The 26,557-nt window shown below is 56.7% G+C and carries 23 protein-coding genes; 9 read left to right on the forward strand and 14 right to left on the reverse strand.

What is annotated here, in order from left to right; translation table 11 throughout:
* Window positions 1–53: 53 nt before the first annotated feature.
* Together BM029_RS17950 and BM029_RS17955 are read right to left on the reverse strand one after the other, a co-directional pair.
* The gene (locus tag BM029_RS17950; RefSeq protein WP_092438335.1) at window positions 54–464 is read right to left on the reverse strand and encodes a hypothetical protein; all 411 of its coding nucleotides are present in this window, start codon (window positions 462–464) and stop codon (window positions 54–56) included.
* A 37-nt stretch (window positions 465–501) separates the two neighbouring features.
* A complete protein-coding gene (locus BM029_RS17955) occupies window positions 502–1,440 on the reverse strand; it encodes a cation diffusion facilitator family transporter (protein WP_092438337.1) in 939 nt (312 codons plus the stop codon).
* 307 nt (window positions 1,441–1,747) lie between these two features.
* On the opposite strand from BM029_RS17955, the gene fdxA reads away from it, so the two are divergent.
* Both fdxA and BM029_RS17965 read left to right on the forward strand, forming a co-directional pair.
* Entirely contained in the window at window positions 1,748–2,071 is a 324-nt protein-coding gene (fdxA, locus tag BM029_RS17960) for a ferredoxin FdxA (RefSeq protein ID WP_092438339.1), read from the forward strand.
* A 221-nt stretch (window positions 2,072–2,292) separates the two neighbouring features.
* The gene (locus BM029_RS17965) at window positions 2,293–3,381 is read left to right on the forward strand and encodes an NAD(P)/FAD-dependent oxidoreductase (protein WP_092415777.1); all 1,089 of its coding nucleotides are present in this window, start codon (window positions 2,293–2,295) and stop codon (window positions 3,379–3,381) included.
* 210 nt (window positions 3,382–3,591) lie between these two features.
* On the opposite strand, the gene pnp is transcribed toward BM029_RS17965, so the two are convergent.
* On the reverse strand, window positions 3,592–5,727 hold the full coding sequence (gene pnp, locus BM029_RS17970) for a polyribonucleotide nucleotidyltransferase (protein ID WP_092438392.1): 2,136 nt from the start codon (window positions 5,725–5,727) through the stop codon (window positions 3,592–3,594).
* Between the two features lie 304 nt (window positions 5,728–6,031).
* Window positions 6,032–6,301, reverse strand: a complete 270-nt coding sequence (rpsO, locus tag BM029_RS17975; RefSeq protein ID WP_014007042.1) for a 30S ribosomal protein S15 — start codon at window positions 6,299–6,301, stop codon at window positions 6,032–6,034.
* Between the two features lie 161 nt (window positions 6,302–6,462).
* On the opposite strand from rpsO, the gene BM029_RS17980 reads away from it, so the two are divergent.
* Window positions 6,463–6,960, forward strand: a complete 498-nt coding sequence (locus BM029_RS17980) for a hypothetical protein (RefSeq protein WP_092438341.1) — start codon at window positions 6,463–6,465, stop codon at window positions 6,958–6,960.
* A 74-nt stretch (window positions 6,961–7,034) separates the two neighbouring features.
* Here the strand turns inward: BM029_RS17980 and lolD are convergent, their stop codons facing one another.
* Together lolD and BM029_RS17990 are read right to left on the reverse strand one after the other, a co-directional pair.
* Complete coding sequence (lolD, locus tag BM029_RS17985) at window positions 7,035–7,757, reverse strand: lipoprotein-releasing ABC transporter ATP-binding protein LolD (RefSeq protein WP_092438343.1); 723 nt, start codon at window positions 7,755–7,757, stop codon at window positions 7,035–7,037.
* Complete coding sequence (locus BM029_RS17990; protein WP_092438345.1) at window positions 7,750–9,015, reverse strand: lipoprotein-releasing ABC transporter permease subunit; 1,266 nt, start codon at window positions 9,013–9,015, stop codon at window positions 7,750–7,752. The genes lolD and BM029_RS17990 overlap by 8 nt, the downstream gene beginning before the upstream one ends.
* A gap of 268 nt (window positions 9,016–9,283) precedes the next feature.
* Here BM029_RS17990 and BM029_RS17995 point away from each other — a divergent pair, with 268 nt between their 5' ends.
* On the forward strand, window positions 9,284–9,745 hold the full coding sequence (locus BM029_RS17995; RefSeq protein WP_092438346.1) for a thioredoxin family protein: 462 nt from the start codon (window positions 9,284–9,286) through the stop codon (window positions 9,743–9,745).
* Window positions 9,746–9,833: 88 nt separating this feature from the next.
* Here the strand turns inward: BM029_RS17995 and BM029_RS18000 are convergent, their stop codons facing one another.
* Window positions 9,834–10,601, reverse strand: a complete 768-nt coding sequence (locus tag BM029_RS18000) for an SDR family NAD(P)-dependent oxidoreductase (protein ID WP_092438348.1) — start codon at window positions 10,599–10,601, stop codon at window positions 9,834–9,836.
* A gap of 13 nt (window positions 10,602–10,614) precedes the next feature.
* Window positions 10,615–12,300: an AMP-binding protein gene (locus BM029_RS18005; protein WP_092438350.1), complete on the reverse strand. Its 1,686-nt coding sequence runs from the start codon at window positions 12,298–12,300 to the stop codon at window positions 10,615–10,617.
* Between the two features lie 170 nt (window positions 12,301–12,470).
* On the opposite strand from BM029_RS18005, the gene BM029_RS18010 reads away from it, so the two are divergent.
* Window positions 12,471–13,487 (forward strand): AraC family transcriptional regulator, encoded by a 1,017-nt coding sequence (locus tag BM029_RS18010; RefSeq protein ID WP_092438352.1) that lies wholly within the window; start codon window positions 12,471–12,473, stop codon window positions 13,485–13,487.
* A gap of 26 nt (window positions 13,488–13,513) precedes the next feature.
* On the opposite strand, the gene nhaR is transcribed toward BM029_RS18010, so the two are convergent.
* Window positions 13,514–14,434 (reverse strand): transcriptional activator NhaR, encoded by a 921-nt coding sequence (gene nhaR, locus BM029_RS18015; protein ID WP_092438354.1) that lies wholly within the window; start codon window positions 14,432–14,434, stop codon window positions 13,514–13,516.
* A 98-nt stretch (window positions 14,435–14,532) separates the two neighbouring features.
* Between nhaR and BM029_RS18020 the strand changes: the two genes are divergently transcribed.
* The 3 genes from BM029_RS18020 to BM029_RS18030 are packed head-to-tail and all read left to right on the forward strand — an operon-like array spanning window position 14,533 to window position 15,960.
* Window positions 14,533–14,886 (forward strand): HPF/RaiA family ribosome-associated protein, encoded by a 354-nt coding sequence (locus tag BM029_RS18020; RefSeq protein WP_092415766.1) that lies wholly within the window; start codon window positions 14,533–14,535, stop codon window positions 14,884–14,886.
* Window positions 14,887–14,928: 42 nt separating this feature from the next.
* The gene (locus BM029_RS18025; protein WP_092438356.1) at window positions 14,929–15,621 is read left to right on the forward strand and encodes a Bax inhibitor-1/YccA family protein; all 693 of its coding nucleotides are present in this window, start codon (window positions 14,929–14,931) and stop codon (window positions 15,619–15,621) included.
* A gap of 60 nt (window positions 15,622–15,681) precedes the next feature.
* The gene (locus tag BM029_RS18030; RefSeq protein WP_092438358.1) at window positions 15,682–15,960 is read left to right on the forward strand and encodes a TFIIB-type zinc ribbon-containing protein; all 279 of its coding nucleotides are present in this window, start codon (window positions 15,682–15,684) and stop codon (window positions 15,958–15,960) included.
* Window position 15,961: 1 nt separating this feature from the next.
* Here the strand turns inward: BM029_RS18030 and BM029_RS18035 are convergent, their stop codons facing one another.
* Together BM029_RS18035 and BM029_RS18040 are read right to left on the reverse strand one after the other, a co-directional pair.
* A complete protein-coding gene (locus tag BM029_RS18035; RefSeq protein WP_244545114.1) occupies window positions 15,962–18,235 on the reverse strand; it encodes an ATP-dependent DNA helicase in 2,274 nt (757 codons plus the stop codon).
* Window positions 18,235–19,908, reverse strand: a complete 1,674-nt coding sequence (locus BM029_RS18040; RefSeq protein WP_092438362.1) for a VRR-NUC domain-containing protein — start codon at window positions 19,906–19,908, stop codon at window positions 18,235–18,237. The genes BM029_RS18035 and BM029_RS18040 overlap by 1 nt, the downstream gene beginning before the upstream one ends.
* Window positions 19,909–20,073: 165 nt before the next feature.
* Here BM029_RS18040 and BM029_RS18045 point away from each other — a divergent pair, with 165 nt between their 5' ends.
* The gene (locus tag BM029_RS18045; protein ID WP_092438364.1) at window positions 20,074–20,643 is read left to right on the forward strand and encodes a YfbU family protein; all 570 of its coding nucleotides are present in this window, start codon (window positions 20,074–20,076) and stop codon (window positions 20,641–20,643) included.
* A 5-nt stretch (window positions 20,644–20,648) separates the two neighbouring features.
* Here BM029_RS18045 and BM029_RS18050 read toward each other — a convergent pair whose 3' ends face one another.
* The 3 genes from BM029_RS18050 to BM029_RS18060 form a co-directional block, all read right to left on the reverse strand.
* Complete coding sequence (locus BM029_RS18050) at window positions 20,649–21,974, reverse strand: alpha-amylase family protein (RefSeq protein ID WP_092438366.1); 1,326 nt, start codon at window positions 21,972–21,974, stop codon at window positions 20,649–20,651.
* Window positions 21,975–22,364: 390 nt separating this feature from the next.
* A complete protein-coding gene (locus tag BM029_RS18055; RefSeq protein ID WP_092438367.1) occupies window positions 22,365–24,674 on the reverse strand; it encodes an NADP-dependent malic enzyme in 2,310 nt (769 codons plus the stop codon).
* 359 nt (window positions 24,675–25,033) lie between these two features.
* The gene (locus tag BM029_RS18060; RefSeq protein ID WP_092438369.1) at window positions 25,034–26,425 is read right to left on the reverse strand and encodes an L-serine ammonia-lyase; all 1,392 of its coding nucleotides are present in this window, start codon (window positions 26,423–26,425) and stop codon (window positions 25,034–25,036) included.
* Window positions 26,426–26,557: the final 132 nt, after the last annotated feature.

Consider the following 26,557-nt stretch of genomic DNA (forward strand, 5'->3'; position numbering starts at 1 on the left):
GGAATCGTTTTCGCATCTTACAACAGCAGCCAGGCAAAGCGACTGCAAGCAGCTTATTTGACGCATTCGCTGCGATAGCGCGCTTCCAGCTTGCTGCGCTCGTCGTATTGCGGAACCTTGCCGTTCGCGGTTTGATTCAAGCTGCCAGTGGCCGGTTGGGTACGCTTGATCTGCTGCTGTAAATCGTCGCAATAATTGCCACCTTGGAAAATCACGCCGCTACCGGCCGGGTTTGCCTGCGCGTCCGTTTCAGGTGCAGCCAGCAATTTCTTTTTATCTTCCGTTGACAAGTTGTTGGAACTCCCCCCAGAACTGGCAGGGATCGACTGGATCACTGGATTTGGCGATGTGACCGGTCCCGCGGCATAGGTCGACAAGGCCGGGAAGGCGAACAGGAGCATCAGCGACAAGAGACGAAATTGCTGACGAGACTGCGGAAAAAGCTGCGACAGATGCTGGCTCATGGCAATGCTCCCTGATGATAAAAATAATGTGGTTTGTTTATTCTGCTCCGGCGGCGGCCGCTTTCAACAACGCATGGTCCGGTTCGAAGAAACACCAGTGCACCTGCGGCCAGCGTTCCTGGATCCCGGCCTCGATGCGGTTGATCGCATCGATCAGCGCCACATCGGAAGACTGGGGCCGCATCACGGCTTGCACCGCGATCATGACTTGCTCGCCCCATTGCATCGAAATCAGATTCCTGATGCTCGCCACATCGGCGTCGGCTTCAATATGCGCCTTGATGGCGGCATGCACTTCAGGTGCGGCGGACTCCCCGGTAACCATAGCTTTCACTTCGCGTATCACCATTACTGCGACCACCATCAGCAACACGCCTACCGCAATCGTTCCGCAGGCATCCCACAGCGGGTTACCGGTGATCACGGTCATCAGCACCGCAACAAATGCCAACGCCAGACCCGCCAGCGCGGCGATATCCTCACCTGCCACCACCATCAGTTCGGACTGCCGGGTTTCGCGAAACCACCGCATGAATGACTTGCCCTGCGAAATCTTGCGGATTTCCACCATCGCTCCGCGCAGGGAAAATGCTTCCAGCACTACCGACACCCCTAGCACGCCCAACGCCACCCAAGGAGCGCTGATCGGCTGCGGATGCTTGAAATGCTCAATGCCTTCCATGACCGAAAACGCGCCGCCGACAAAAAACAACAGCAGCGCCACCATCATCGCCCAGAAATAAACCACGCGCGCATAACCCATGGGATGGGATGAGTTGGCCGGTTTCCGGGCTTCTTTCAGGCCGATCAGCAAAAATACCTGGTTGGTGCAATCGGCCAGCGAATGAATGGCTTCCGCCAGCATCGCGCCGGAACCGGTATAGATCGACGCGGCAAACTTGGCCAGCGCAATCCCGCCATTGGCGCCCAACGCATAAAATATGGCTTTGGTGGAGCCTTCCGTGGACGATGACATAATTATTCCATAGCAACAAAGACGTTCACGATAGCCATTTTGCCAAGTTCGCGCAAGTAATCCAGCGGTCGCCTCAAAAAACCTTGGACAGATATGGTAAAACTGCGGATACAACGGCATTTGCGGCTAATGTGAATTTCACATTTGCTTATATGGATTCTATATAACAGCTGTTTGTGGGAAACCTCGAATTACCTTAAAATACAAGGCTTTGCGACAGGGTGCGTAGAACAGCGCCGCTTGCTGGGAAACCCCTGCCGCCGCCTCAAGACCCGCTTCAAGACCATTTACAGATAGGACTGTTGTTATGACCCACGTTGTGACCGAATCCTGCATTCGCTGCCGCTATACCGACTGCGTGGATGTATGCCCGGTTGATTGCTTCCGCCAAGGCCCGAATTTCCTGTCGATCGACCCCGACGAGTGCATCGACTGCGCAGTTTGCGTCGCCGAGTGCCCGGTGAATGCCATCTACGCAGAAGAAGATGTGCCTGCCGATCAGCTGCATTTCATCAAACTGAATGAAGACCTGTCGCGCCATTGGCCATCGATCACCAAGACCATTGCACCCCTTGGCGAAGCAGAGGAATGGAAAGATGTAAAAGAAAAGCTGGAATTTTTGCAACGCTAAGTTGCCTGTCTGCCGCCGTTTGCATGGCGGCCAAGTGCAGTGGTGGCCACCATTCAAGCCACCAATTTAAGCCAGGCCATTGCCCCCAGCCACAGCGCAGCATTTATTCGCCGTCAGACTGAAATTCGCGAAATTTTAATCCAATCGCCGTCGCAGCCATCGTTAGCACACCGCCACGGCGTTTTGGGGGACCCAACTGAAACAGGAATCAGATCGTCGTTATGGATACCAACGTCAAGCTTGCAGCAGCACTCAACTCCGCCAACAGCACACCGATCGAGACCGATGCCGTCATCGTCGGCGCCGGTCCGGTCGGCCTGTTCCAGGTCTTCGAACTCGGCCTGCTGGAAATCAAGGCTCATGTCATCGACTCCTTGCCGGTGGTCGGCGGCCAGTGCGTGGAACTGTATCCTGACAAGCCGATTTACGACATTCCGGCAGTCCCGGTCTGCACCGGCCAGGAACTGACCGATAACCTGCTCAAGCAGATCGAGCCGTTCGAACCGACCTTCCACCTGAACCAGGAAGTGACGCTGGTGGCGCGCCGCGAAGACAATCGCTTCGATCTGGAAACTTCGGCCGGCACTCGCTTCATCACCAAAACCATCTTCATCGCGGCCGGCGTCGGCTCGTTCCAGCCACGCACCATCAAGGTCGACGGCATCGACCAGTTCGACAATACGCAACTGTTCTACCGGGTCAAGGATCCGGTCCAGTTCCACGGCAAGAACCTGGTGATCTGCGGCGGCGGCGATTCGGCGCTGGACTGGGCGCTGGATCTGGTCGGCAAGGCGGAATCGGTCGTACTGCTGCACCGTCGCGAAGAATTCCGCGCGGCGCCGGCTTCGGTCGCCAAGATGAAAGCCTTGTGCGAAGCTTACGAAATGCAATTCCTGGTTGGCCAGGTCACCGGTCACGAAGTCAAGGACGGCAAACTCAGCGAAATCAAGGTCACCGGCCCGGATGGCGTCACCCGCCGCCTGCCGCTGGATACCCTGCTGGTATTCTTCGGCCTGTCGCCAAAACTCGGCCCGATAGCTGAATGGGGCCTGGATATCGAGCGCAAGCAATTGCGCGTGGTCGATACCGAGAAATTCGAAACCAATGTGCCGGGCATTTTCGCGGTCGGCGATATCAACACCTACCCAGGCAAGAAGAAATTGATCCTGTCGGGCTTCCATGAAGCTGCGTTGGCTGCTTTCGGCGCTGCGCCGTACATCTTCCCGGACAAGAAGATCCATATGCAGTACACCACCACATCGCCGAAGCTGCACAAGATTCTGGGTGTGGAATCGCCTGTGTTCGATTAAATCTCGCTTCAACGACAAAAAGCCGCCTGAGAGTTTTCTCTCCGGCGGCTTTTTTTCGCGTAGCGTGGGCACCCATGCCCACGCGGACGGTTGCGCTTCAGCGTGGGCAGAACATCCTGCCCACCCTACTTCCTTTGTATCTGTAAACGTAAAAATGCCCGGGATGCATCTGCATCCCGGGCATTTTTTAACAGCTAAGTTACTGTGGATTTACTGCGCCGCTGCCGGAGCAGCTTCGCCGCCTTCGTCAGACTGAGCTGCCTTCATCGACAGTTTCAAACGGCCGCGGTCATCGGTTTCGAGAACCTTGACGCGCACTTGCTGGCCTTCTTTCAGGTAGTCGGCAACCGCATTCACGCGCTCATTGGCGATCTGGCTGATGTGCAGCAGACCGTCTTTGCCCGGCAATACTTGCACGATTGCGCCGAAGTCCAACAGCTTCAAGACTGTACCTTCGTAGACCTTGCCGACTTCAACTGAAGCCGTCAGTTCTTCGATACGACGCTTGGCTTCCTGGCCTGCAGCAGCATCTACCGAAGCGATAGTCACGACGCCTTCGTCGCTGATATCGATCTGGGTGCCGGTTTCTTCAGTCAGCGCACGGATCACAGCGCCGCCCTTGCCGATCACGTCACGGATTTTTTCCGGATTGATCTTGACGGTGATCAGGCGTGGTGCGAAATCGGACAGCTCGGTTTTACCGTGCGGTACCGCTTCTTGCATTTTGCCGAGGATATGGATGCGGCCTTCTTTAGCTTGCGCCAATGCGACCTGCATGATTTCCTTGGTGATGCCCTGGATCTTGATATCCATCTGCAAAGCAGTGATACCGTTGGCAGTACCCGCTACCTTGAAGTCCATGTCGCCCAGGTGATCTTCATCGCCCAGGATGTCGGTCAGGACGGCGAACTTGCTGCCTTCCTTGATCAGGCCCATGGCGATACCGGCAACGTGTGCTTGCATCGGCACACCGGCATCCATCAATGCCAGGCAGCCGCCGCAGACCGAAGCCATCGACGACGAACCGTTGGATTCGGTGATTTCCGAAACCAGGCGTACCGAGTAGCTGAAATCTTCCGGTGCCGGCAATGCTGCTTGCAGTGCGCGCTTAGCCAGACGGCCATGGCCGATTTCACGGCGCTTAGGCGTACCGACGCGGCCGGTTTCGCCGGTTGCGAACGGTGGCATGTTGTAATGCAGCATGAAGCGGTCCGAGTACTCGCCCATCAACGCGTCGATCTTTTGTTCGTCGCGTGCGGTACCCAGCGTTGCGATTACCAGCGCTTGAGTTTCACCGCGGGTGAACAGTGCCGAACCGTGGGTACGCGGCAAAACGCCGGTACGGATCGTGATCGGACGCACGGTGCGGGTGTCGCGGCCGTCGATACGTGGTTCGCCTTCGAGGATCTGTGAACGGACGATCTTGGCTTCCAGATCGAACAGGATGCCGCTGACTTCCGAAGAGTCAGGCGCAGCAGCGCTGATCGATGCAGCTTCAGCAGCCAGTGCTGTGTTGACTTCAGCGAAAGCATCTTTCAACTTGGCAGTACGAGCTTGCTTGTCTTTGGTTTGATAGGCTTCACGCAGTTTGGCTTCGCCGAAATGTGCAACGCGAGCGATCAGTGCCTCGTTCTTTGGCGCCGGGCTCCATTCAACTTCAGGCTTGCCGCCGTCGCGTACCAGTTCGTGGATCGCGTTGATAACAGCCTTCGATTGCTCGTGGCCGAAAACAACCGCACCCAACATGATTTCTTCCGACAATTGCTTGGCTTCGGATTCCACCATCAGCACTGCGGTTTCAGTACCGGCAACCACCAGATCCATGGCCGACTTGGCCAGTTGCGAAGTGGTCGGGTTCAAGACGTACTGGCCGTCGATATAACCAACGCGCGCAGCGCCAACCGGGCCGGCGAAAGGAATACCGGCAACCGACAATGCAGCCGAAGCGCCGATCATTGCAGCGATATCAGGATCGATTTCAGGATTGACCGACAACACGTGAATGATGACTTGCACTTCATTCAGGTAACCTTCTGGGAACAACGGGCGGATCGGACGATCGATCAGGCGCGATGTCAGGGTTTCTTTTTCGGAAGGACGGCCTTCGCGCTTGAAGAAACCGCCTGGGATACGGCCAGCAGCGTAAGTCTTTTCAACATAATCAACGGTCAACGGGAAAAAATCCTGACCTGGCTTGGCATCTTTGCGTGCCACAACGGTAGCCAGCACAACGGTATCTTCGATCGATACCAGCACTGCGCCGGAGGCTTGGCGAGCGATCTCGCCGGTTTCCAGGGTAACCTGATGTTGACCATACTGGAATGTCTTCGTAACTTTATTAAACACAATATATCCTTTCATTTTGCCGACAGATTTTCAGGCGCTGTCGTTCACCTCACCACAGACGATTCATCGCTGGCTGTTGCCAATGAATTGCCGTCTCCTTGCCTTTAACACTAACTTCTAAACTTCTTAACTTTTTCAAACTCGTGCAGAGATAAATCTGCCGCAAAAGCAAAAATGCCCGCATCAGAGACTGATACAGGCATTTTTTTTCAACTTATCGACGGACCACGGACATCGTCACGAAATATCGAAACTGGATGTCGCTAAAAATATCGGAGGCCGACGACGAGTCGCGCACTGACTATTACTTACGCAAGCCGAGTTTTTCGATCAGCGAGCGGTAACGGTTCAGGTCCTTACCTTTGAGGTAGGACAGCAGGCTTTTACGACGGTTAACCATCATGATCAGGCCGCGGCGGGAATGATGATCCTTAGCGTGGGCTTTGAAGTGACCGTTCAAGTCGTTGATACGGGCTGTCAGCAGCGCAACTTGCACTTCTGGGGAGCCGGTGTCGTTTTGACCGCGCGCATTATCAGTGATAATAGCGGCCTTGGCAGTTTTTTCGATAGTCATGCTTTACCTTTCACAAGCGGTGTACAGAGTACGTAACCCTATGCACCGTGAACAAACAATTAAAGAATCCGGTCAAATGACCAGACGCGCAGTATATAGCAAAAATCCTGCTGATTCAAATAGTTAGCGCACCCGACAACAATCAATATTGGAGCATTGCCATGAAGCACCTTTTTCCCACCCTTTTAGCCAGTTTGCTGCTGAGCCTTGGCGGCTGCGCCTCTCTCCTGGCACCGCCCGTCAATCCCGGCGAACCTGAGGCGCAGGTGCTGGCCCGCCTGGGGAAACCGACCGGAACTTATCAAGACGGCAATGATGTATTACTGGAGTATTCACGCGGCCCGTTTGGCCAGGCGACCTACATGGCAAAAATCGGCCCGGATCGCAAGTTGGTTTCCTATGAGCAAGTACTGACCCTGGAAAAATTCGCCACCATCAAAGTGAATCAGTTTAACGAGAACGATGTCTTGCGGACCATCGGCAAGCCGATCGAAACCATCTACTACAGCCGCGTGAAATTGAACGGCTGGAACTACGGTTACAAGGAAAGCGGCGTCTGGAATTCGATGATGACGGTTTATTTCGACGACAGCGGGATTGTGCGCAAACTCGAAAACGGCCCTGATCCACGCTACGAACACACCAGGTTCGGCATGTAACGGCCTTCCTTGACGGCGATGCCGGCAGTCGTGCGACGCCGGCATCGTCATCTCAATCCTGCTTCAGTCCTACTTCAGTCCTGATACGGTTCCAGCCCGCGCTCTGAAAGCCGCAGGATACGGCCGCAACGGCGCGCCAGTTCGATGTCATGGGTCACGATGACGAACGCCGTACCCAAGGTTTGCGACAATTCCAGCATCAGGTCGAAAGTCATCTGCGCAGTGGCGCGGTCCAGGTTGCCGGTTGGCTCGTCGGCCAGCACGCACGCCGGGTTGGTAACCAGCGCCCGGGCCAGCGCCACCCGCTGGCGCTCGCCGCCGGACAACTCGCCCGGCACGTGAATCACACGCTCCGCCAGGCCGACCCGCGCCAGAATGTCGCGCGCCTGCTGTTGCGCATCGCTACGCTTGAGGCGGCGAATCATCAACGGCATGGCGACATTATCCAGCGCCGAAAACTCCGGCAGCAGATGATGGAACTGATAGACGAAGCCGAGCGCGTTATTACGCAAGTCGCCACGCGTCTTTTCTCCCAGCGTCGTAAAGTCCTTGCCGAGCAGGCTGACGTTGCCGGCGGTCGGGGCATCCAGGCCGCCCAGCAAATGCAGCAGAGTCGATTTGCCCGAGCCGGAAGCACCGACAATCGCCACTTGTTCGCCCTTGGAGACATCGATATCGATGCCGTTCAACACCTTCACCGAATAACTGCCCTGGGTGAAGGTTTTCCCCAAACCACGGCAGGACAGGACGATTTGATTGCCGGTTTGATTGTTGGTCTGATTATTTGGATTACTCATAGCGCAATGCCTCAGCAGGTTTCACCCGGGCAGCCCACCAGCTCGGATACAAAGTCGCCAGGAAGGCCAGCACCACGGCGACACCGCCGATAGTCCAGACATCCGGCCAGCGCAAGTCCGACGGCAATTCGGTAATCACATACACGCTCTTCGGCAGGAACTGCACGTGCAGCAGGTTTTCGATAAATGGCACGATGACATCGATGTTCAGGGCCACCAGCACGCCGGCCCCGACCCCGATGGCAGTGCCGATCAAGCCTACCAGCGCGCCCTGGATCATGAAAATCTTCATGATTGAACCTGGCGATGCGCCCAGCGTACGCAGGATTGCAATATCGGCCTGCTTGTCGGTCACCGTCATTACCAGCGTCGACACCAGATTGAAGGCCGCCACCGCGATGATCAGGGTGAGGATGATGAACATCATGCGTTTCTCAGTCTTGACTGCCGCGAACCAGTTGCTGTTCTGCTGGGTCCAGTCACGCAGATACAAATTGGGCGGCAGCGTGGTCGCCAGCTGCTGCACGATCTGCGGCGCCTGCAGCATGTCGGTAACCTTCAGGCGTACGCCGGACGGCGAATCCTGACGGAACATCTTTTCCGCATCCTCGAGATGGATGAAAGCCAGGGTCGAATCGTATTCAAAATGACCGGCCTCGAAAATCCCGGCCACGGTGAATTGCCGCAGGCGAGGAATCACGCCTGCCGGTGTCACCTGCCCCTGCGCCGCCATCAACGTCACCTTGTCGCCGATGCCGACGCTCAAAGCGTGTGCCAACTCAATCCCAAGCACAATATTGAACTCGCCCGGCTTCAGGTCATTGAAGCTGCCTTGCTTGACCTTGCTGGCCACATCCGACACCTTCGGTTCCTCAGACGGCAGGACGCCGCGTACCGCGACGCCGCGCAGCACGCCCTCGCGTACCAGCATGGCCTGTGCATCGACATAGGGCGCGGCGCCGATCACTTCCTTGTTCTTGAACGCTTGTTTGGCGACTTCTTCCCAGTTCGGCATGGAGCCGGACGCATCGAACACTTCGATGTGCGCCAGCACCGACAACATGCGGTCGCGCACGTCTTTCTGGAAGCCGTTCATCACGGACAGCACCACGATCAGCGCAGCCACGCCCAGAGCAATACCGGCCATCGATATCAGCGAGATGAAGGAAATAAAGCTGTTACGGCCACTGCGCTTACCCGCACGGGTATAGCGAATGCCGACTAGCCACTCGAACGGTAAATTTTTTAAGATGCTCAACACGGGGCTCCCGAAATCAGCCCGCAGTTTGCCATAATTTGGCAAAACTTACGGGGCTTTACAACTTATTGCGCCTACTCTGATCGAAAGCGGGCACTATCGTTCAATATCAAAACAACCCGAAACTGCGTAATCACGCTGTCAGCCAGGGTGGCCCACCGATTGCCAAAACGAAATATACTATTCGGTACACGCCCGGATTCGTAAAATATCCGGCAGCTGGCTTCGGCAAATTCCGGATAAAGACCCAACCTGAACAGGATTGCAGATGAAAAAATTCTTCGCCCTATGCCTGGGGCTGTTATTGGCGCAAGCGGTAGCCGCTGCCCCGCTTCCCTATGACGAAAAGGCTGACGCCAAAACCGACGTGAGCCAGGCATTAAGCCAGGCCAAGAGCAGCCACAAGAAGGTGATATTGGTATTTGGCGCCAACTGGTGCACCGATTGCCGCGAGCTGGACAAAGCGATACACGGCAAAAGCGCGGCGCTGATCGACGGCAAGTTCATCCTGGTGAAAGTCGACGTCGGCAATTTCGACAAAAATCTCGACGTCGCCCAGTCTTACGGCAACCCGATCAAAAAGGGTATTCCTGCCGCCGTACTGCTCAACCCGGACAACCAGATACTGTACTCGACCAAGGCCGGCGAGCTGGCGGACGCCCGTCGCATGGGCGAGAACGGCATCTACGATTTCTTCAATAAAGAGATCGTAAAACGACAAGGCGGCTAAACCTGCGTTCAGCCGCCCTGTATTTCCGCTCTGTATTTCAATAATTGCTCAATTACTGCTCAAGCACTACGGCGCCATTCGCCGTTAATTACTTAGGCGCCATCCGGATCCCGCCGTCGAGACGAATCACTTCGCCGTTCAGGTAGGCCGTCTCGACGATGGTTTTCGCCAATGCGGCGAATTCAGCAGGCTTACCCAGGCGCGACGGGAACGGCACCATTTTCCCAAGTGCATCCTGGACTTCTTCCGGCATGCCCAGCAACATTGGCGTTTCCATGATGCCAGGCGCAATCGTCATCACGCGGATGCCGTGGCGCGCCAGTTCACGCGCTGCCGGCAAGGTCAAGGCCACTACCCCGCCCTTGGACGAAGCGTAGGCGGCCTGGCCGATCTGGCCATCAAATGCAGCTACCGAAGCGGTGTTGATGATCACGCCGCGCTCGCCATCTGCATTAGGCTCGCCCTTGCTCATTGCGTCTGCGGCCAGGCGCATCATGTTGAACGTGCCGATCAGATTGATCTGGACCACGCGGCTGAAATCTTCCAGCGCATGCGGCCCTTCCTTGCCGACGATACGCTTGGCCGGCGCCACGCCGGCGCAGTTGATCAATCCGTGCAAGCCGCCAAATACGGTGAGAGCGGTGTTGACCGCTGCCGTCGCGCTGGCTTCGCTGCACACATCGGTAGCCACAAAGCGGGCGTTGGCGCCCAGCTGCGTCGCCAATGCGGCGCCGGCTTCCTGGTTGATATCGGCGATCACCACCTTGGCACCACCCTGCACCAGCATGGCGGCGGTTGCCGCCCCCAGGCCGGAACCGCCGCCGCTGATCAGGAATACATTATTTTCAATTTGCATGTTTTTCTCTTCTTTACATTTTAGATTTGGCGACTTCCTGATTGCGCAAGATGAAGCGCTGCAGTTTGCCGCTTGGGGTTTTGGGTAATTCTGTTAAAAATTCAATTTCGCGCGGATAGGAATGCGCGGCCAGGCGACGCTTGACGTATTGCTGCAGCTCGGCGATCAGTTCCTCACTGACTTGATAATCCTTGCTTAAGACGACAAAAGCCTTGACCAGCTCGGTGCGCTCGGGATCCGGCTTGCCGACCACCGCCGCCTCGACCACCGCAGGATGTTCCAGCAATGCGCTTTCGACGTCGAAAGGTCCGATACGATAGCCCGACGAGGTGATGATATCGTCGCCGCGTCCGATAAAGCTGATGCTGCCATCCTGGTTTTTCTCCACTGTATCGCCGGTGATGTAGTAATCACCGTTGTCGGCATCCTGCTGCCAATAACCCTGGAACCAGTACACCGGAGAATGGCGGCGATCCACTGCCAGCACGCCCGGCTCACCAACTCCCAGTTCATTTTGGTCATCATCCAGCACCGCCAGCCGGTAACCTGGCATTGCGAGGCCGGCCGAACCCATATGCACCTCATGCTTCAAACCATGATGATTACACAACACCATACCCGTTTCGGTCTGGCCGTAGTGATCATTGATAAGGCAAGCGAGATGCTCGCGGAACCAGCGAATCACTTCAGGATTTAATGGCTCGCCGGCGCTGCTGACAGCGCGCAAACGGCCTTTGACCGGCGCGGCTGCCGCTTCGCCGCCGGCAATCAGCATCCGATACGCGGTGGGCGAACCTGCCAGATTGGTAATCTTGTATTTATCGATGATCCGGTAGGTGCTTTCGACCGTGAACGACCCCTCATAGAAGGTGATGGCGTGCCCCATCAGCAAGGGCCCCGTTACGCAATAATACAAACCATAGGCCCAGCCTGGATCGGCGATATTCCAGAAAGCGTCTTCCGGCCGCACGTCCATCGCATACCGCGTGTAGACGTAAAACGCTAGCATCGCCCGCAACGGCACCGCGACGCCTTTGGCCGGCCCGGTCGTGCCCGACGTAAACAACATGATGAAAGCGTCGTCAGCCTTGCGCATTACCGGCGCGAACTCGGTCGGCTGGCGTTCCATCTCAGCCCAAAAATTGAAATCAAAACCTAAATCGGCCGCTTGCGCTTGATTATCACCGGCGACGGTCATGATGGGCGGGCAATCCGGCACTTCTGCCAGCTTGTAACGGTTATCGGCATCGGTAACGATCAGCCTGGCCTCGCTGGCGGCCACCCGATATTCAATCGATTTCGAACCGAAGGCGGTGAACAAGGGTTGATACACCGCACCGGCACGCCAGGTGCCGAGAATCGCAATCAGCAATTCCGGCGTGCGCGGCAACAATCCGGCTACACGATCGCCGGGCTGGACGCCCTGCGCTTTCAGGAAATTGGCAAAACGGCCTGACAATTCTTTCAGCTGGGCAAAAGTATAAGTGGCGCTACGGCCATTCTTGCCCTCCCAAAACAGCGCGATGCGACCTGGCGTAGCGTGACGATCACAGCACTCAATGCAGGCATTGATGCCGGTTTGCAAATTTCCGGACAGCTCGGCGGCAATGCTGTCGGCGCTGAAATCCGCATAAAACTGGGCATAATCCGGAATACCGGCAGCCGCGGTTGCGGCATCGGCTGACAAAGCAGATGACATGAGTGTTCTCCTCTAACCTAGAATGGCGGGTTTAATCAGCTCTTGTTGTTATCAGAAATGGAACTGCTACCACTAAGTCTAGAATACTTGGCGACTGGTAGCCATGTTAAAAGCGATCAACAGGATTGATCGAAATTGCAATACCTAGCGATAGTTTGTTAATTGGATTTATGAACGACTGGGAAAAAGGGACTATCGCCATCAGTTTTGTCGACGAAGCGCTGCACAGCATGCGCGAACGCGGCATGGATACTGAATCGCTGCTGCTCCAGGCCGGCATTTCTCCGCGCTGGCTGAGTACGCCGCACGCACGGGTCGCCGCAGCCAATTACGGCCGGCTGTGGTACCTGATCGCGCACGCCATGGATGACGAATTTTTCGGCATGGATACCCATCCGATGCGCGTTGGCAGCTTCAACATGCTATGTCGCAGCGCCCTGCATAGCGCCAGCCTCGGCAAAGGCCTGGAGCGCATGCTAGATTTCCTGCGGCTGGTGCTGGACGATATGTCGGCAACGCTTTCGCAACAAGACGGCCTGGCCCGCATCGTTATCAATGAAACCGGTAGCCCGCGCCGCATGTTTGCCTACGGTACCTTCCTGATGATCGTGCATGGCGTCGGCAGTTGGCTGATCGGACGCCGCATCCAGTTGTTGTCGGCAGATTTCCGTTGCGAGGAAACCCCCGCCAGTCTGGATTACAGGATTCGGCTTTGCGACCAGGCACGCTTCGGCCAGGCGCAAACCAGCATCACATTCGATGCCGCGTACCTGGCTTTGCCGATAGTGCAAAGCCAGCGTTCGCTGCAACCTTTCCTGCGCGAAGCACCCGGCAATCTGTTGGTCAAATATAGCAATCACGATAGCCTGGCGGCCACCATTCGACGCCGTTTGCGCAGGCTGCCGCTGGCCGAGTGGCCAGACTTCGACAACATGTCGAAACATTTGCGTACGCCGGCCTCGACCCTGCGCCGTAAGCTTAGCCAGGAAGGACAATCGTACCAGGCGATCAAAGACAATCTGCGGCGCGACCTGGCGATCAACTATTTAAGCGGCTCGACCAGGAGCATTGAAGATATTGCGATCAGTCTTGGTTTTGCCGATTCCAGTGCTTTTCATCGGGCGTTCAAGAAATGGACCGGGAGCAGTCCGGGCGAACATCGGCGTGCTCTGTCAGCGACGTTATAGCTCGCTTGTCATTGCTCATTTACTATTCACTTGCGTTTGACGGGAATAAAAACTTTCCCATGTATAGCCGATAAAATCGCCTCAACCGCCGGATGCTTGATCTTGCGTTCATTCGAAACTGCATAAAATTGTTCGTGCACCTGATCCAGCTCGCCAATCGGCACCGCGCCAAACTGTTCCTCGACGTCTGCCGCGAGCGCGGACGGCGCCGGAAATAACCCAAGGCCGCTACGGCCGAAGGTATTTAGCAACGCATTGTCATCGAATTCTCCTACCACGTCGGGCCGCAGATCGCGCGACTCGAACCAGTGGTCGATGCGCCCGCGAATCACGTTATTGCGCGTAGGCAGCAGCAACGGCGCGCCGTTCAGGCTGGCCGGGAATGTTGCGCGACAACGCTTCGCCAGTTCTTTGCTGCCAAACAGCGCGATGTCGCTTTCGCCCAGCAAATGGCTGAATACGCGCAATGCCGTGCCGGAAGGCGCCGGGCGGTCAGTCAGCACTACGTCCAGCTTATGCAGGGTCAGGTCGCCCAGTAGCGATTCGAACTTATCTTCGTAACACACCAGTTTTACCCGCTGCGGCAGCCGCAACGCCGCTTCCAGCAGGCGTGAAGAAATCAGTTTCGGCAGCGAATCGGAAATGCCGACTGCCAGCCGCATGGTGGGCTCATCTTCAGCTGCGGCAAGTGCTTCCTGCATCTGCTCGCCCAGCAGGAAAATCTGGTCGGCGTAGCCCAGCGCCAGACGCCCCGCCTCGGTCAGCACCAGGCGCCGCCCTTGCGGCGCCAGCAGCGACTTCCCTATCGCTTGCTCCAGCAACGAAATCTGGGTGCTGACAGTCTGTACAGCCAGTCCCAAACGCTCGGCAGCGCGCGTGACGCTGCCCTCCTTGGCCACAACCCAAAAATAATGCAGGTGCCGAAAATTCAGTCCCGATGATTTCATTGTTCTGTTTTTCAGAAGTAATTATTCGATTATCTTCGCTTTTTAAAAATATGTCGCGACTATATGATGATTTCTCCTGAAACGAACTGGAGTCTTTGATGAAACCGACAATCGTTGCAAAAGGTGTAAAACTCAGCCGCAGACTGCGCGAGTATGTAATCCATCGCCTGAGCCTTACGCTCGACAGAAAACACTACAGCATCCAGGCAATGAAGGTGCGCATCAGCGACCAGAACGGACCTAAGGGCGGCATCGACAAACATTGCCAGCTTCACCTGACTTTGCCCGGTCTGCCGACCGTGGTCGTCACCGAAAAAGGAGACGATATCGCAGCCATGGTCGACCAGGCTGCGCATCGCGCCGCACAGGCGATAGACCGTCTGTTGTCGCGAGCGAAATCGATCCGGCATACCAAGTACACGGTACCGGTAACTGAAGCCGCTCTGATCTGATTTTACGAACGAATTTACGTAAATAAATTACGAAAGACCATCATGAACAACCATTACAACACTCTCCGAAACAGAAGCAGCAACGCCAGATATTCGACCTCCACGGTGATGGATGGCGCGGCACGCCAGGTCTTGCGCAACACTTATCTGTTGCTATCGCTGTGCCTGGGTTTCAGCGCCATCGTCGCCGGTGCTTCGGTAGCTTTCAGTTTGCCGAGCCCTGGCATCATCGTTACCCTGGCGGGCTATTTCGGCCTGCTGTTCATGGTGACGAAATACCGCGACCGCGGTCTCGGCGTCGGGCTGGTATTTGCGCTGACCGGTTTCATGGACTACACCCTGGGACCGATCATCAGCCATTACCTGAATCTGCCAAACGGTGGCTTGACGGTGATGATGGCGCTGGCCGGCACTGCTGTCATTTTCCTGGGAATGTCCGCTTATGCGCTGGTCACCAAGCGTGACCTGTCCTTCATGGGCGGCATGTTGACAGTCGGCGTGCTGGTCGCTTTCGTGGCCGGACTGGCGGCAATTTTCTTCAGTATTCCGGCCTTGTCGCTGACCGTATCGGCAGTGTTCGTGCTGCTGATGTCGGGCATGATCCTGTTCGAAACCAACAATATCGTGCGCGGCGGCGAAACCAATTATGTGATGGCCACCGTCAGCCTGTTCGTCTCGATATTCAACCTGTTCACCAGCTTGCTGCAGTTGCTGGGTTTTGCCAACAAAGAGTAACCCCCATGGCAGGGTCGGTACGACCTGCCGGTCCAAAATTCAACGATATGGAGAGTGCCCATGTACTGCCCTGTATGTAAAGACAAAGAGCTCGTCATGAGCGAGCGCCAAAGCATCGAGATCGACTATTGCCCCGGCTGCCGCGGCGTTTGGCTGGATCGTGGCGAACTGGACAAGATCATTCAGCAATCGACGCAGGAATTGGCCAGCGCGCAGGCGCCTGCGCCACGACAGCAACAACCGCGGCCCGAGTACCACGCGCCACAGCAAGGTTCGCATTACAACGACTATCGCCGTCCCAAGAAAAAGGAAAGTTTCTGGCAAGAGCTATTCGACTGACTCATGCAACTTGCCACCACGCCGGCAGCAACTGCTTGATTTCCGGCCGCGCAAAACGATCGTCGATCAGATACACCACGCCACGGTCCTGCTGCGTGCGGATCACCCTGCCCGCGGCCTGCACCACTTTCTGCATGCCGGGATAAAGATAGGTATAGTCATAGCCGTTGCCGAAAGTCTCGCCCATGCGCCGCATGATCTGTTCGTTCACCGGATTGATCTGCGGCAGCCCTAGCGTCGCGATGAAAGCACCGATCAGGCGTGCGCCCGGGAGATCGATGCCTTCGGCGAACGAACCGCCCAGCACGGCAAAGCCAACGCCTTGCGAAGTCTCGGTAAAGCGCGCCAGAAAATCTTCCCTTTCCCGTTCATCCATGCGGCGTGCCTGCAGCCACAACAGAATCTCAGGATAACGTTCGGCGAACAACGAAGCGACCTTTTGCAGATAATCGTAACTGCTGAAAAACATCAGGTAATTACCGGATTGCTGCTGATACTGGCGCGCGATCAGATCGACGATGGGCGACAGCGAACGCTCCCGATGCAGGAAACGCGTCGAGATACCGGTCACCAGTTGCACCGTCAACTGATCCGCGGTGAAAGGCGACGGCACGTCGATCCAGGCCGTGTCGGCCGGCATGCCCAGCGTATCGCTGTAAAAATGCCAGGGACTTAACGTTGCCGAAAACAGCACCGTGCTACGGGCGGCAGCAAAGCGTGGCGTAAGAAAAGGCGCCGGCACGATATTGCGGATGCATACAGTACTGCCAGTACTGCCGTGCGCACCCTGCAGGGTGATATCGAATAGCGAATGCGGGCCAAACAGCTCGGCCATGCGCGTGAAGTGCAAGGCGTCAAAATAGAATTGCTGCAAGTTGCTGTCCATGGCGGCCGGATGCTCCACCATATAGTCAGTGATATCGGCCACCGCCCTCAGCAATGCCTCGACAAACGCCTCCGGTATTTCGGCGTAATGCTGGTATTCGCCTTCCTGTTCCTTGCTCAAAACACCCCATTGGCGGCTAACCCGGTCCAGTCCGCGCTTGAGCGCCGGCGGTGCGGTTTTTCGCAAGACTTTGAGGTGGATGTATTCCATTTCAGCGGAATACATCTTGCGCGCGCGGTCGACCATGTTGTGCGCCTCGTCAACCAGCACGCCCACCCGCCACTGGTTGGCGTTGGCCATGCCGTACAGCATGGCGCTCACATCGAAATAGTAATTGTAGTCGCCAACGATCACATCCGACCAGTTGGCCATCTCCTGGCTCAGATAATAGGGGCAGACCTGATACGCGGCGGCGACTCGGCGCAGGCTTTCCCGATCCATCGCGCCGGCTTCGATCGCGGCACTGCGCGCCTGCGGTAAGCGGTCATAAAATCCTTGTGCCAAAGGACAGGATTCGCCATGACAAGCTTTGTCGGGATGTTCGCAAGCCTTGTCGCGCGCTACCAGTTCCAGCACCCGCAAAGGTAGCGCCGGCGCACTTTGCCTGATCCGCGTCACAGCTTCCAGCGCCAGCGCCCGGCCCGAGGTCTTGGCTGCGAGGAAAAAGATCTTGTCCAGCGCCTGGCCCGGGCTCGCCTTGAGCATCGGGAACAAACTGCCGATGGTCTTGCCGATACCGGTGGGAGCCTGCGCCAGCAGGCAACGGCCGCTAACGGCGCTTTTGTAGACCGCTTCAGCCATCACGCGCTGGCCCGGACGGAAATCGGCGTGCGGGAACTGCAAGGCTGTCAGTTGCACATCGCGCTCGGCACGATGCGCCATTTCCTGTTCGGCCCATGCCAGGAAGCGCTGGCAATGATCTTCGAAGAACTGCTTTAACAGCTCAGCGGTCAGATGTTCAGTCAGTAAGGTTTCCTTCTGGCTGCCGATATCGTAATAGACCAACGCCAGCTGCAGTTCATCCAGCTGCCTGCTCTGGCAAAGCAGGTGGCCATAGATCCGGACCTGCGCCCAATGCAGATGACGATGGTTATCCGGCATACGGCTGAGGTCGCCGCGATAAGTCTTGACCTCCTCCAGCCGGTTCAGCTGCGGATCGTAACCGTCGGCGCGCCCGCGCACCAGCAACGGGCCGAAGCTGCCGCTCAGGCTGACTTCCGACTCATAAGAAGAGGAGCGGCGCGACGCCACTACAGCATGGCCGGTGATGCCTTCCTGCGCAGTCGGCGACGGTGTGAAGCGCAGGTCGAGATCGCCCTGCTTTGCGGTGAATTCACACAGAGCGCGTACCGCGACCACGTAACGAGCAGGGGAAGCATCTGGCGCCATCACACGCTTTCCCCGGCCCATTGCACGTAATACACTGCTACCGGGATTTCATGGCTGGCGAAGTAATCCAGCCAGCGGATCTGGTTGTCTTGCAAGCGGTCGCCCGGCCCTTTGACTTCAATCATCTGATAGCGCTTTTCTGCCGGCCAGAACTGGATCAGGTCAGGCAAACCGGAACGGTTGCTCTTGATGTCCTGCAGGATCCGCTCAAAACACTTTTCCAGATGTAATGGCGGCAGGCATTCCAGCGTCATGGTAAGCAAATCATCGTCGATCGCACCCCAGAACACGAATGGCGACTGGATATTTTCCTTGATCCGAAAATTCCGCCGGATGGTCTCTCGGTAGCCGCCATTGTGAAGCAAGGCAAACCCATCTTCAAACTGCTGCGCCCGGCGCAATCGAAAATCGGCACTGTGCAGGTCTGCCGGACCGCTCTGGAACGGATGGAAAAAAGCGCCCGGCACCGGCGCGAACACGGCATCCCAGAACAACAGGCCGAACAGCGAATTGATCAATGCATTTTCGACATAGAGTGCGGGTGCGTCTGCACGGCCAAGGTGCTGGCCGAGCGCAGTCTCGACCGACATGCCGGGATCGGGTCGTGGCAAGGCGACCTCGTGCTGGATGATGCTTGCGGTAGAAGACTTCGGCAACTTTGGGTAGCCTAGCGCGCGCCGCAGACGCGGCATGACGCGCAGCAGCTGCTGTTGTTCGGCTTCGCTTTCAGCCTGCAGTTCAGCCTGCTGCGCCAACTCAAACGCGACGGCAAGCTGGCCCCAACGCTCCAGCACCCTGATCACCCGCAAGCGTGCTCCGGGCCGGCTGCTGTCGGCATACAGCCGCAGCGCCTGCGGCAACTCGCCATTGCGTTCATGGTACTGGGCAATCTGGAACAGCAGCTTGCCGCGGCGCTCTTCCAGCCAGGCGTTCGGATATGGACTGGCGGCGATTTCAGCCACCACCGCATGTGGCGCCTCGCCGTTCAGAAACCGTTCGCGGCAAACATGCAAGTGCAGGTAATCGTCAAGATCCTGGCGGCTGCTGAAACCTTGCATGGCGGGAGATAAATCAAACTGTTCATATTTGAAAATGCCCAGCTCGGAAAGCACGAACTCGGACCAGTCCTGATATAAATTACCGAAGAACATCAGGCGCAGGCGATCGCATAACGCGGCAATCGGCCTGGACAACTGCAACAAACTATCGCCGGCATCAGGCCACCATTCGGCCAGGCTGCGCATGCGCGCTGTATCGTCCCCCGCATCCCCTGCCTCGCGCAGGAAGGCCAACTGTTCACTCTTGCGAGTTACTTTGCTATGCCTCAACAGCGGAAAAGCCGCAGCGATTTCGACTTTAGTGAGCACGCCGAAAAGCTGTTCGATATCCACCAGCGGCTGCTGGCTTATCCAGCCAGCCTGCACCAATGGCGCCGCCGCATTTCCCGTGCAGCCGATTTCGTCGTAACGCAGCTTGCCAAGCCGAAACAGCTCGCCTTTGCGCATCACCATCCGCACCAGCAATGCCGCGGAGGATTGCGGCAAACTGCCGAAGCCATCGACGAATGCCTGTTCCTCGCTGCTCAGAAAATGGCGATAACGGGCGCGAACCGACTCGACAACAGTGACGAAGTTGTCCAGATAGTAGAAACGGTTTTCCAGCGTTTTGTTCATGGTCGGAATACAGGGTACAACGGGGGCACAACGCCGCCGGAATAACTGGCAGTTACCTTAATTGACGAGTTTATTTACGAGTTTATTTATTTTAACACTGTATAAACGTACAGTTATTCTGTAGTATATACGAATCCGAATGCAGGAGTCTGAACGGGAATTGCAATGGAATTAAGCGATGCTGAAAAATTGATATTGACCATGCTGTGCGAAGTGCATCAGCACTTGGACATTGCGGGCGCGGTTGATCCGAAGTTTGTCCAGTCCGCACTGCATAGCGGCAATACCTGGGGCTTGCGCTGGAAATATGGCGCGCTGTATGACGGTAACGCCAGATCGGATCCGCCTATCGTGAAAGAAGTCGTCCGCATTCTTGACATGTGGTCGGCAATCGAAGACGGCTACGATGCGTTACAGTCGCTGGACAAGGACCGGGTCGCCGCCAGCATTTCCCCGCGTCAGTGCGAAGTAAAATTCTTGGGATTCGATAGCGATACCGAATTTGAACACGCCAACATAGCGTCATTCCTGATCAAGGATATGCAGCGTTTTCCCAAATTCGCGGGACGCGACATCCATTCGCACCTGCCGTCGATTTCCATCTATCGGCGCATGGTGCGAGCCTTCGAGTCGCTGCAAAAGCTGATAGGGAAAGGCCGCCTGAATACCGACCAACTGATTGCGCTTCTCAACGAAAACACCGGACCGCGGTGTAATTTCCTGAAGCTCGTCTGAAATCCTTATGCCGCTTGCCGACTATCGCCACCGTCGACACAACCGATGCCCGACGGTGCGGCCCGCGCCAGCCATAGCTTGATCTCGGCAGCCTCCAGCAACAACGGGCCTTGCGGCAGAGAGAATGCCGCCTCCCGGCCTTCGTTCCAATCCGACAAATCGGCCTGGGCAACGTAGCCGTCGACATGGTTAAAAATATCGTCGACATCGCCTTGCCAGGTTTGATACAGATCTTGATTCACCACAATCAGCAAGGACAAACGCGCGTTGTCGTCGCGCTGACCGCCTAGGCCCGTGCGCGTACTACGTTGAAGCAAGGCCAGTCCGCTGCCAGGACTGCGCAGCAATGCAACCGGTGCGCCTAAAAAATAACGTCCGATATCGACAATGAAACGATTCGCCTGTTGAATCTCATCGCGCAAATCGATTTCTGCTTCCTCGCACAGACTGGCGTATTGTACCGGCGTCAGCACGGTATCTAGCGGCACGGTCAGCCCTAGTTCGAAGCCCATCGGTATCAAGATGCCGTTGCCGCTGGCCGCCGCAAAGCGCAGCGCGCGCAGGCTGGCGCGTCGGCGCGAGGGGGCATCGGTCAAGCTAAGCTGGCCCGCGAGGCGAGGACCGAAAGGCGTTTCCGGAAAAGCGATTATGGTCGCGTCGCCGATCAGATTATCTTGTTCGCGCACGTAACGCGTAGCTTGATAATCCCACCATGCTCCCGAGCAGAATACTGCGTCGAAACCGGCATCAGTCAGCGGATCAAGTTGTGGCGCCGAACTACCGGGAGTCCAGGCGAGGAAACTAACCGAATTGCGGTAGCTGCGTGTTGCTGTCATCAATGCCCGCCACAGTGTGACAGGCACCGCAGCAGGCGCGCTGCAGACAAACCCGGCGACGCCGACATCAAGCAAGCCCCGCAAGCGTCGGCACCAGAGTGCGTATAGACCACGCTGTACGGCACAATCAGCCATGCGGAGATGGATGACGCTGTCGCTGGTTACGAGCTGGCCGCCGGCAGATGATGCATTGTCAGGTGACGGCTTGTTTTCGAACCAGGATGGATAAGCATCGATCAGTGGATCGTCAGACGAGACTCTGTCGAGCACGATATCAAGTAACAGGTGCAAGCCGCGGTCAGAACAGGCGGCTGTCAACTCATCCAATGGAAGGCCGGCTTCAGCATCAGGGTGCTGGCCCAGATTGAGCGCATTGGTCAGCAGCACGTGATCAAAGCCCAGCGTGACGCAATGGTCGAGCAAAGCCGGCCAGCCTCGGAGCGAGACAAGTGCCGGATTGATGCAATAAATGCGAGGTGCAGTTGCGAAGCTCATGTTAGCAATCCTTGATAACGTTGCGGGTTCTCGCCATCTGCCGGAGCGGTAATTGGCAGGCGCAGCCCAAGGCTCAAGCGAGAGTGCCGATTTGCACATACACAGACACTATCGCGCTGCGCCGCGGAACCATATCGGCGTCCACCGCAAAGGACTGTAGGAATCCACCTACATCAATATAAAAATCCCCGTCGCTGCAGGTGCAGATACGGGGATTTTCTGTGGGCCAATTTTTTATCCGTAGGGTAAGCACGCTTTTGTGCCCACGCGGAATTCACTCTACGTATATGCCGACTTCTGTGCCGCAAGGGTCAGTACTCCGCTTATCGCGGTCACGCGTGGGCACAAAAACGTGCCCACCCTACTCCTTCCTATTTCCGACATTGCTTATCAGACTTTCTGTTTTGCGGAGATCGCGTTTGCCACCACCAGCGCAGTCATGTTGACTACGCGACGCACCGTCGCCGACGGGTTCAGGATATGCACCGGAGCCGCAGCACCCAGCAATACCGGCCCGACCGTAACACCTTGGCCACCCGTCATTTTCAACACGTTGAACAGGATATTCGCGGCATCCAGATTCGGCGTCACCAATACATTGGCATCACCGCTCAGGGTCGATTTCGGCAAGAACTGCGCCCTCACCTCTGCGCTCAGGGCAGCATCGCCATGCATCTCTCCATCGGCTTCGACATCCGGCATGCGCTTGACGAACAAATCGCGTGCGGCGCGCATCTTTTTGGCCGAAGGCCGGGTGCTGGAACCGAACATCGAATGCGACAGGAACGCCACTTTAGGCGGCACGCCGAAGCGCTTGACTTCTTCCACCGCCATGGCGGCGATGTCGGACAACTGCTCCGCACACGGATCGTCGTTGACGAAAGTATCGGCGATAAACAAGGTGTGCTTATCAAGCACCAGGCCGTTCATGGTGGCGAAACACTTGGCGCCGTCACGCAGGCCGATGATGTCGCTCACATGTTCCAGATGGTTATCGAAACGTCCGACCAGGCCGCACAGCATGCCGTCAGCGTCGCCCAGCTTGACCAGCAGCGCAGCGATGGTGGTGTTGGAACGACGTAGCGTCGATTTCGCCATCTCGGGCGTAACGCCGTCGCGCGCCTTGATCTCGTGATAGGTCTCCCAGTATTGGCGGAAACGCACGTCGTCTTCCGGATTGATCAGCTCGAAATCACGTCCGGCCTGCAAGCGCAAACCGGCGCGTTTGATGCGTGCCTCGATCACCGCCGGGCGACCGATCAGGATCGGCCGCACCAGTTTTTCTTCAAGCGAGATCTGTACCGCGCGCAATACCCGCTCATCCTCGCCCTCGGCGTAGACAATGCGTTGCGGCTCACCGCGCGCCGCCAGGAAAACCGGGCGCATGAACATGCCGGTGTGGCTGACAAAACGCATCAGCGACTGGCGATACGCATCCATGTCCTTGATCGGACGCGTCGCCACGCCGGACTCTTCGGCAGCACGGGCAACCGCAGGGGCGATGCGCAAGATCAGGCGCGAATCAAACGGTTTCGGAATGATATATTCCGGGCCGAAATGCAGTTCCTGACCGGCATAGGCGGATGCCACTTCTTCGCTGATCTCGGCCTTGGTCAAATCTGCAATCTCGCGCACGCATGCGACCTTCATCGCTTCCGTGATGCTGGTGGCGCCGCAATCCAGCGCGCCGCGGAAAATATAAGGGAAGCACAACACATTGTTAACCTGGTTCGGATAATCCGAACGGCCGGTAGCGATAATGCAATCCGGCCGCGCTTCCAGCGCCAGCTCAGGACGGATTTCCGGCTCCGGATTGGCCAGCGCCAGGATGATAGGCCGCGAGCCCATGGCCTTGACCATATCCTGCGTCAGCACGCCGGGAGCCGAGCAGCCGAGGAACACGTCGGCATTGACAATCGCATCCGCCAGGGTGCGCGCATCGGTAGTTTGCTGATAACGCTGTTTGGAGACATCCAGCTTGTCTTCGCGCTTATCATGGATCACGCCGCGCGAATCGCAGACGAATATGTTTTCGCGCTTGACGCCCAGTTCAACCATCAGGTCGAGGCAGGCAATCGCTGCGGCGCCTGCGCCAGAGGCCACCAGCTTGACTTCGCCGATCTTCTTGTTGACCAGTTCCAGGCCGTTCAGCAAGGCTGCCGAAGAAATGATGGCGGTGCCGTGCTGGTCGTCGTGAAAGACCGGGATCTTCATGCGCTCGCGCAGCTTCTTTTCGATATAGAAGCATTCCGGCGCCTTGATGTCTTCCAGGTTGATGCCGCCCAGCGTCGGCTCCAGCGCGGCGATGATCTCGACCAGCTTATCCGGATCGCGCTCGGCCAATTCGATGTCGAATACATCGATACCGGCAAAATTATGGAACAGGCAGCCCTTGCCTTCCATCACCGGCTTGCCTGCCAGCGGTCCGATATCGCCAAGGCCAAGCACGGCAGTGCCGTTGGTGACCACGCCGACCAGGTTGGCGCGCGAGGTGTATTCCACCGCCATTTCCGGATCTTCATGGATCGCCAGGCAAGCATAGGCAACACCCGGCGAGTAGGCCAGCGACAGGTCGCGCTGGTTCGACAAAGGCTTGGTCGGCACCACGGCGATCTTGCCGCGCGTCGGGCTGCGATGATATTCGAGCGCAGCGTCGCGCAGGGCCTGCTCGGCCGCAGAAAGAGTGGTTGGGGTGCTCATTGATGGTCTCCTGGATACGCGAGTGAAAATAAAATAGCAGCGTTAAGTGGCAGCGACATTATCACAATGTCTATCGATTCGATTTCTAGGCAACCGATATCTCTGCTATTGAAGATGCTTTTGGGAAAGGGAAGTTATTCTGTGGGGTCGTGGTTTTTATGGTGTGCCTTATGGCAAATGGTAGACGAATCCGGCGCAGTTTGCAGCGTTGCAGTTAAAAAAACAAAAACCAAAACTCTTCCGTGACGCCACATAAAACAAAAAGCCCGCAAATGCGGGTTTTTTGTCGGCAGATGGCTGCCACATTTCGAATTTTCCTCAAAAAGAAACCGTGGCGCGTTGTCATTACGGTCGACAACTCAACACTCAATGACATTTACCGCCAGACCGCCGCGCGATGTTTCTTTATATTTGGTCTTCATGTCGGCCCCGGTTTGCATCATGGTCTTGATCACATTATCCAGCGACACATAATGCTTGCCGGTGCCGCGCAATGCCATGCGGGCCGCATTGATCGCCTTCACCGCACCCATCGCGTTGCGTTCTATGCAAGGAATCTGCACCAGACCGCCGACCGGATCGCAAGTCATGCCGAGGTTATGTTCCATGCCGATTTCAGCGGCATTCTCGATCTGCTCGGTACTGCCGCCCAAGACCGCCGCCAGCGCTCCCGCCGCCATCGAACAGGCGACGCCTACTTCACCCTGGCAACCGACTTCGGCGCCGGAAATGGAAGCGGTTTCCTTGTAGATCAAACCGATCGCAGCTGCGGTCAGCATGAAGGTCATGACGCCATCGAGATTGGCGCCGGGTATGAACCTGGTGTAGTAGTGCAGCACCGCCGGCAACACGCCCGCCGCACCGTTAGTCGGCGCAGTCACTATTCGTCCGCCCGCGGCATTTTCTTCATTCACCGCCATCGCGTACAGGTTGACCCAGTCGAGCATGGACAAAGGGTCCGCCAGCGCCTCTTCGGAATGCTCCGTCAGCTGCCGATACAATTCAGCAGCGCGGCGTTTGACCCGCATCGGGCCGGGCAATTCGCCGCCAATCGAGCAACCGCGCTTTACCGCCGCCGCCATCACGTCCCAAATCCCCAGCAACTTGGTGCGCACCTCTTCTGCCGAGCGCCAGTGCTTTTCGTTTTCCATCATCAAGGCGGCAACGGTGAGGCCGCTTTCAGCGCACATTCGCAGCAGATCGTCGCCGGAATGGAAGGGGTACGGCAAATCGCCCTCCGCTTGCACGCTGCCCGCCTGCACCAGGTTGACACGCTGTCCCTCCTTGCTCACCACAAACCCGCCGCCGACCGAGTAGTACTCTTTTTCCGCAATCACGCTACCGCTCGCATCCAGGGCGACAAAGCGCATGCCGTTCGGATGTTGCGGCAACGCTTCGCGACGGAAAAACAGCACATGTTCTTTTTCCACGCAGTCTATCGGATGGGTGCCGTTCAACAATAGTTTTTTGGAACTGCGAATTTCCGCCAGGCGCGGCTCGACATGATCCGGGTCGATGTTGTCTGGCAGGTTTCCTTCCAGTCCCAGCAATACCGCCTTGTCGCTGCCATGGCCTTTGCCTGTGGCGCCGAGCGAGCCATACAATTCGACGCGAACCGCGTGCACCGCATCCAGCAGATCGACGTCATGCAAATGGGCAGCGAATCGATTGGCCGCAATCATCGGGCCGACTGTGTGCGAACTGGATGGGCCGATACCAACCTTGAATAAATCGAATGTGCTGATATTCATATGGAACTCGATATAAGACTCAATATAAAACTCGACTTGATACCCTGGTAAGACAATGTATAGCCGTTCATGACAACTCCTGGATAGGTTGAGGTATCTTTAAGTGTTTGTCCTTTTGAGACAAGCACGACA

It is taken from the genome of Collimonas sp. OK607 (assembly GCF_900111995.1).
GTDB lineage: Bacteria > Pseudomonadota > Gammaproteobacteria > Burkholderiales > Burkholderiaceae_D > Collimonas.

Coding starts and splice junctions, on each gene's coding strand:
- BM029_RS18045 (WP_092438364.1), top strand. CDS start 20,074: ATGGAATTAAGCGATGCTGAAAAATTGATATTGACCATGCTGTGCGAA.
- BM029_RS18010 (WP_092438352.1), top strand. CDS start 12,471: ATGAACGACTGGGAAAAAGGGACTATCGCCATCAGTTTTGTCGACGAA.
- BM029_RS18040 (WP_092438362.1), bottom strand. CDS start 19,908: ATGAACAAAACGCTGGAAAACCGTTTCTACTATCTGGACAACTTCGTC.
- BM029_RS18005 (WP_092438350.1), bottom strand. CDS start 12,300: ATGTCATCTGCTTTGTCAGCCGATGCCGCAACCGCGGCTGCCGGTATT.
- BM029_RS18035 (WP_244545114.1), bottom strand. CDS start 18,235: ATGGCGCCAGATGCTTCCCCTGCTCGTTACGTGGTCGCGGTACGCGCT.
- BM029_RS17955 (WP_092438337.1), bottom strand. CDS start 1,440: ATGTCATCGTCCACGGAAGGCTCCACCAAAGCCATATTTTATGCGTTG.
- BM029_RS18020 (WP_092415766.1), top strand. CDS start 14,533: ATGAAACCGACAATCGTTGCAAAAGGTGTAAAACTCAGCCGCAGACTG.
- BM029_RS18030 (WP_092438358.1), top strand. CDS start 15,682: ATGTACTGCCCTGTATGTAAAGACAAAGAGCTCGTCATGAGCGAGCGC.
- nhaR (WP_092438354.1), bottom strand. CDS start 14,434: ATGAAATCATCGGGACTGAATTTTCGGCACCTGCATTATTTTTGGGTT.
- rpsO (WP_014007042.1), bottom strand. CDS start 6,301: ATGACTATCGAAAAAACTGCCAAGGCCGCTATTATCACTGATAATGCG.
- BM029_RS17980 (WP_092438341.1), top strand. CDS start 6,463: ATGAAGCACCTTTTTCCCACCCTTTTAGCCAGTTTGCTGCTGAGCCTT.
- lolD (WP_092438343.1), bottom strand. CDS start 7,757: ATGAGTAATCCAAATAATCAGACCAACAATCAAACCGGCAATCAAATC.
- BM029_RS18050 (WP_092438366.1), bottom strand. CDS start 21,974: ATGAGCTTCGCAACTGCACCTCGCATTTATTGCATCAATCCGGCACTT.
- BM029_RS17995 (WP_092438346.1), top strand. CDS start 9,284: ATGAAAAAATTCTTCGCCCTATGCCTGGGGCTGTTATTGGCGCAAGCG.
- BM029_RS17965 (WP_092415777.1), top strand. CDS start 2,293: ATGGATACCAACGTCAAGCTTGCAGCAGCACTCAACTCCGCCAACAGC.
- BM029_RS18025 (WP_092438356.1), top strand. CDS start 14,929: ATGAACAACCATTACAACACTCTCCGAAACAGAAGCAGCAACGCCAGA.
- BM029_RS18000 (WP_092438348.1), bottom strand. CDS start 10,601: ATGCAAATTGAAAATAATGTATTCCTGATCAGCGGCGGCGGTTCCGGC.
- BM029_RS18055 (WP_092438367.1), bottom strand. CDS start 24,674: ATGAGCACCCCAACCACTCTTTCTGCGGCCGAGCAGGCCCTGCGCGAC.
- BM029_RS17950 (WP_092438335.1), bottom strand. CDS start 464: ATGAGCCAGCATCTGTCGCAGCTTTTTCCGCAGTCTCGTCAGCAATTT.
- BM029_RS18060 (WP_092438369.1), bottom strand. CDS start 26,425: ATGAATATCAGCACATTCGATTTATTCAAGGTTGGTATCGGCCCATCC.
- fdxA (WP_092438339.1), top strand. CDS start 1,748: ATGACCCACGTTGTGACCGAATCCTGCATTCGCTGCCGCTATACCGAC.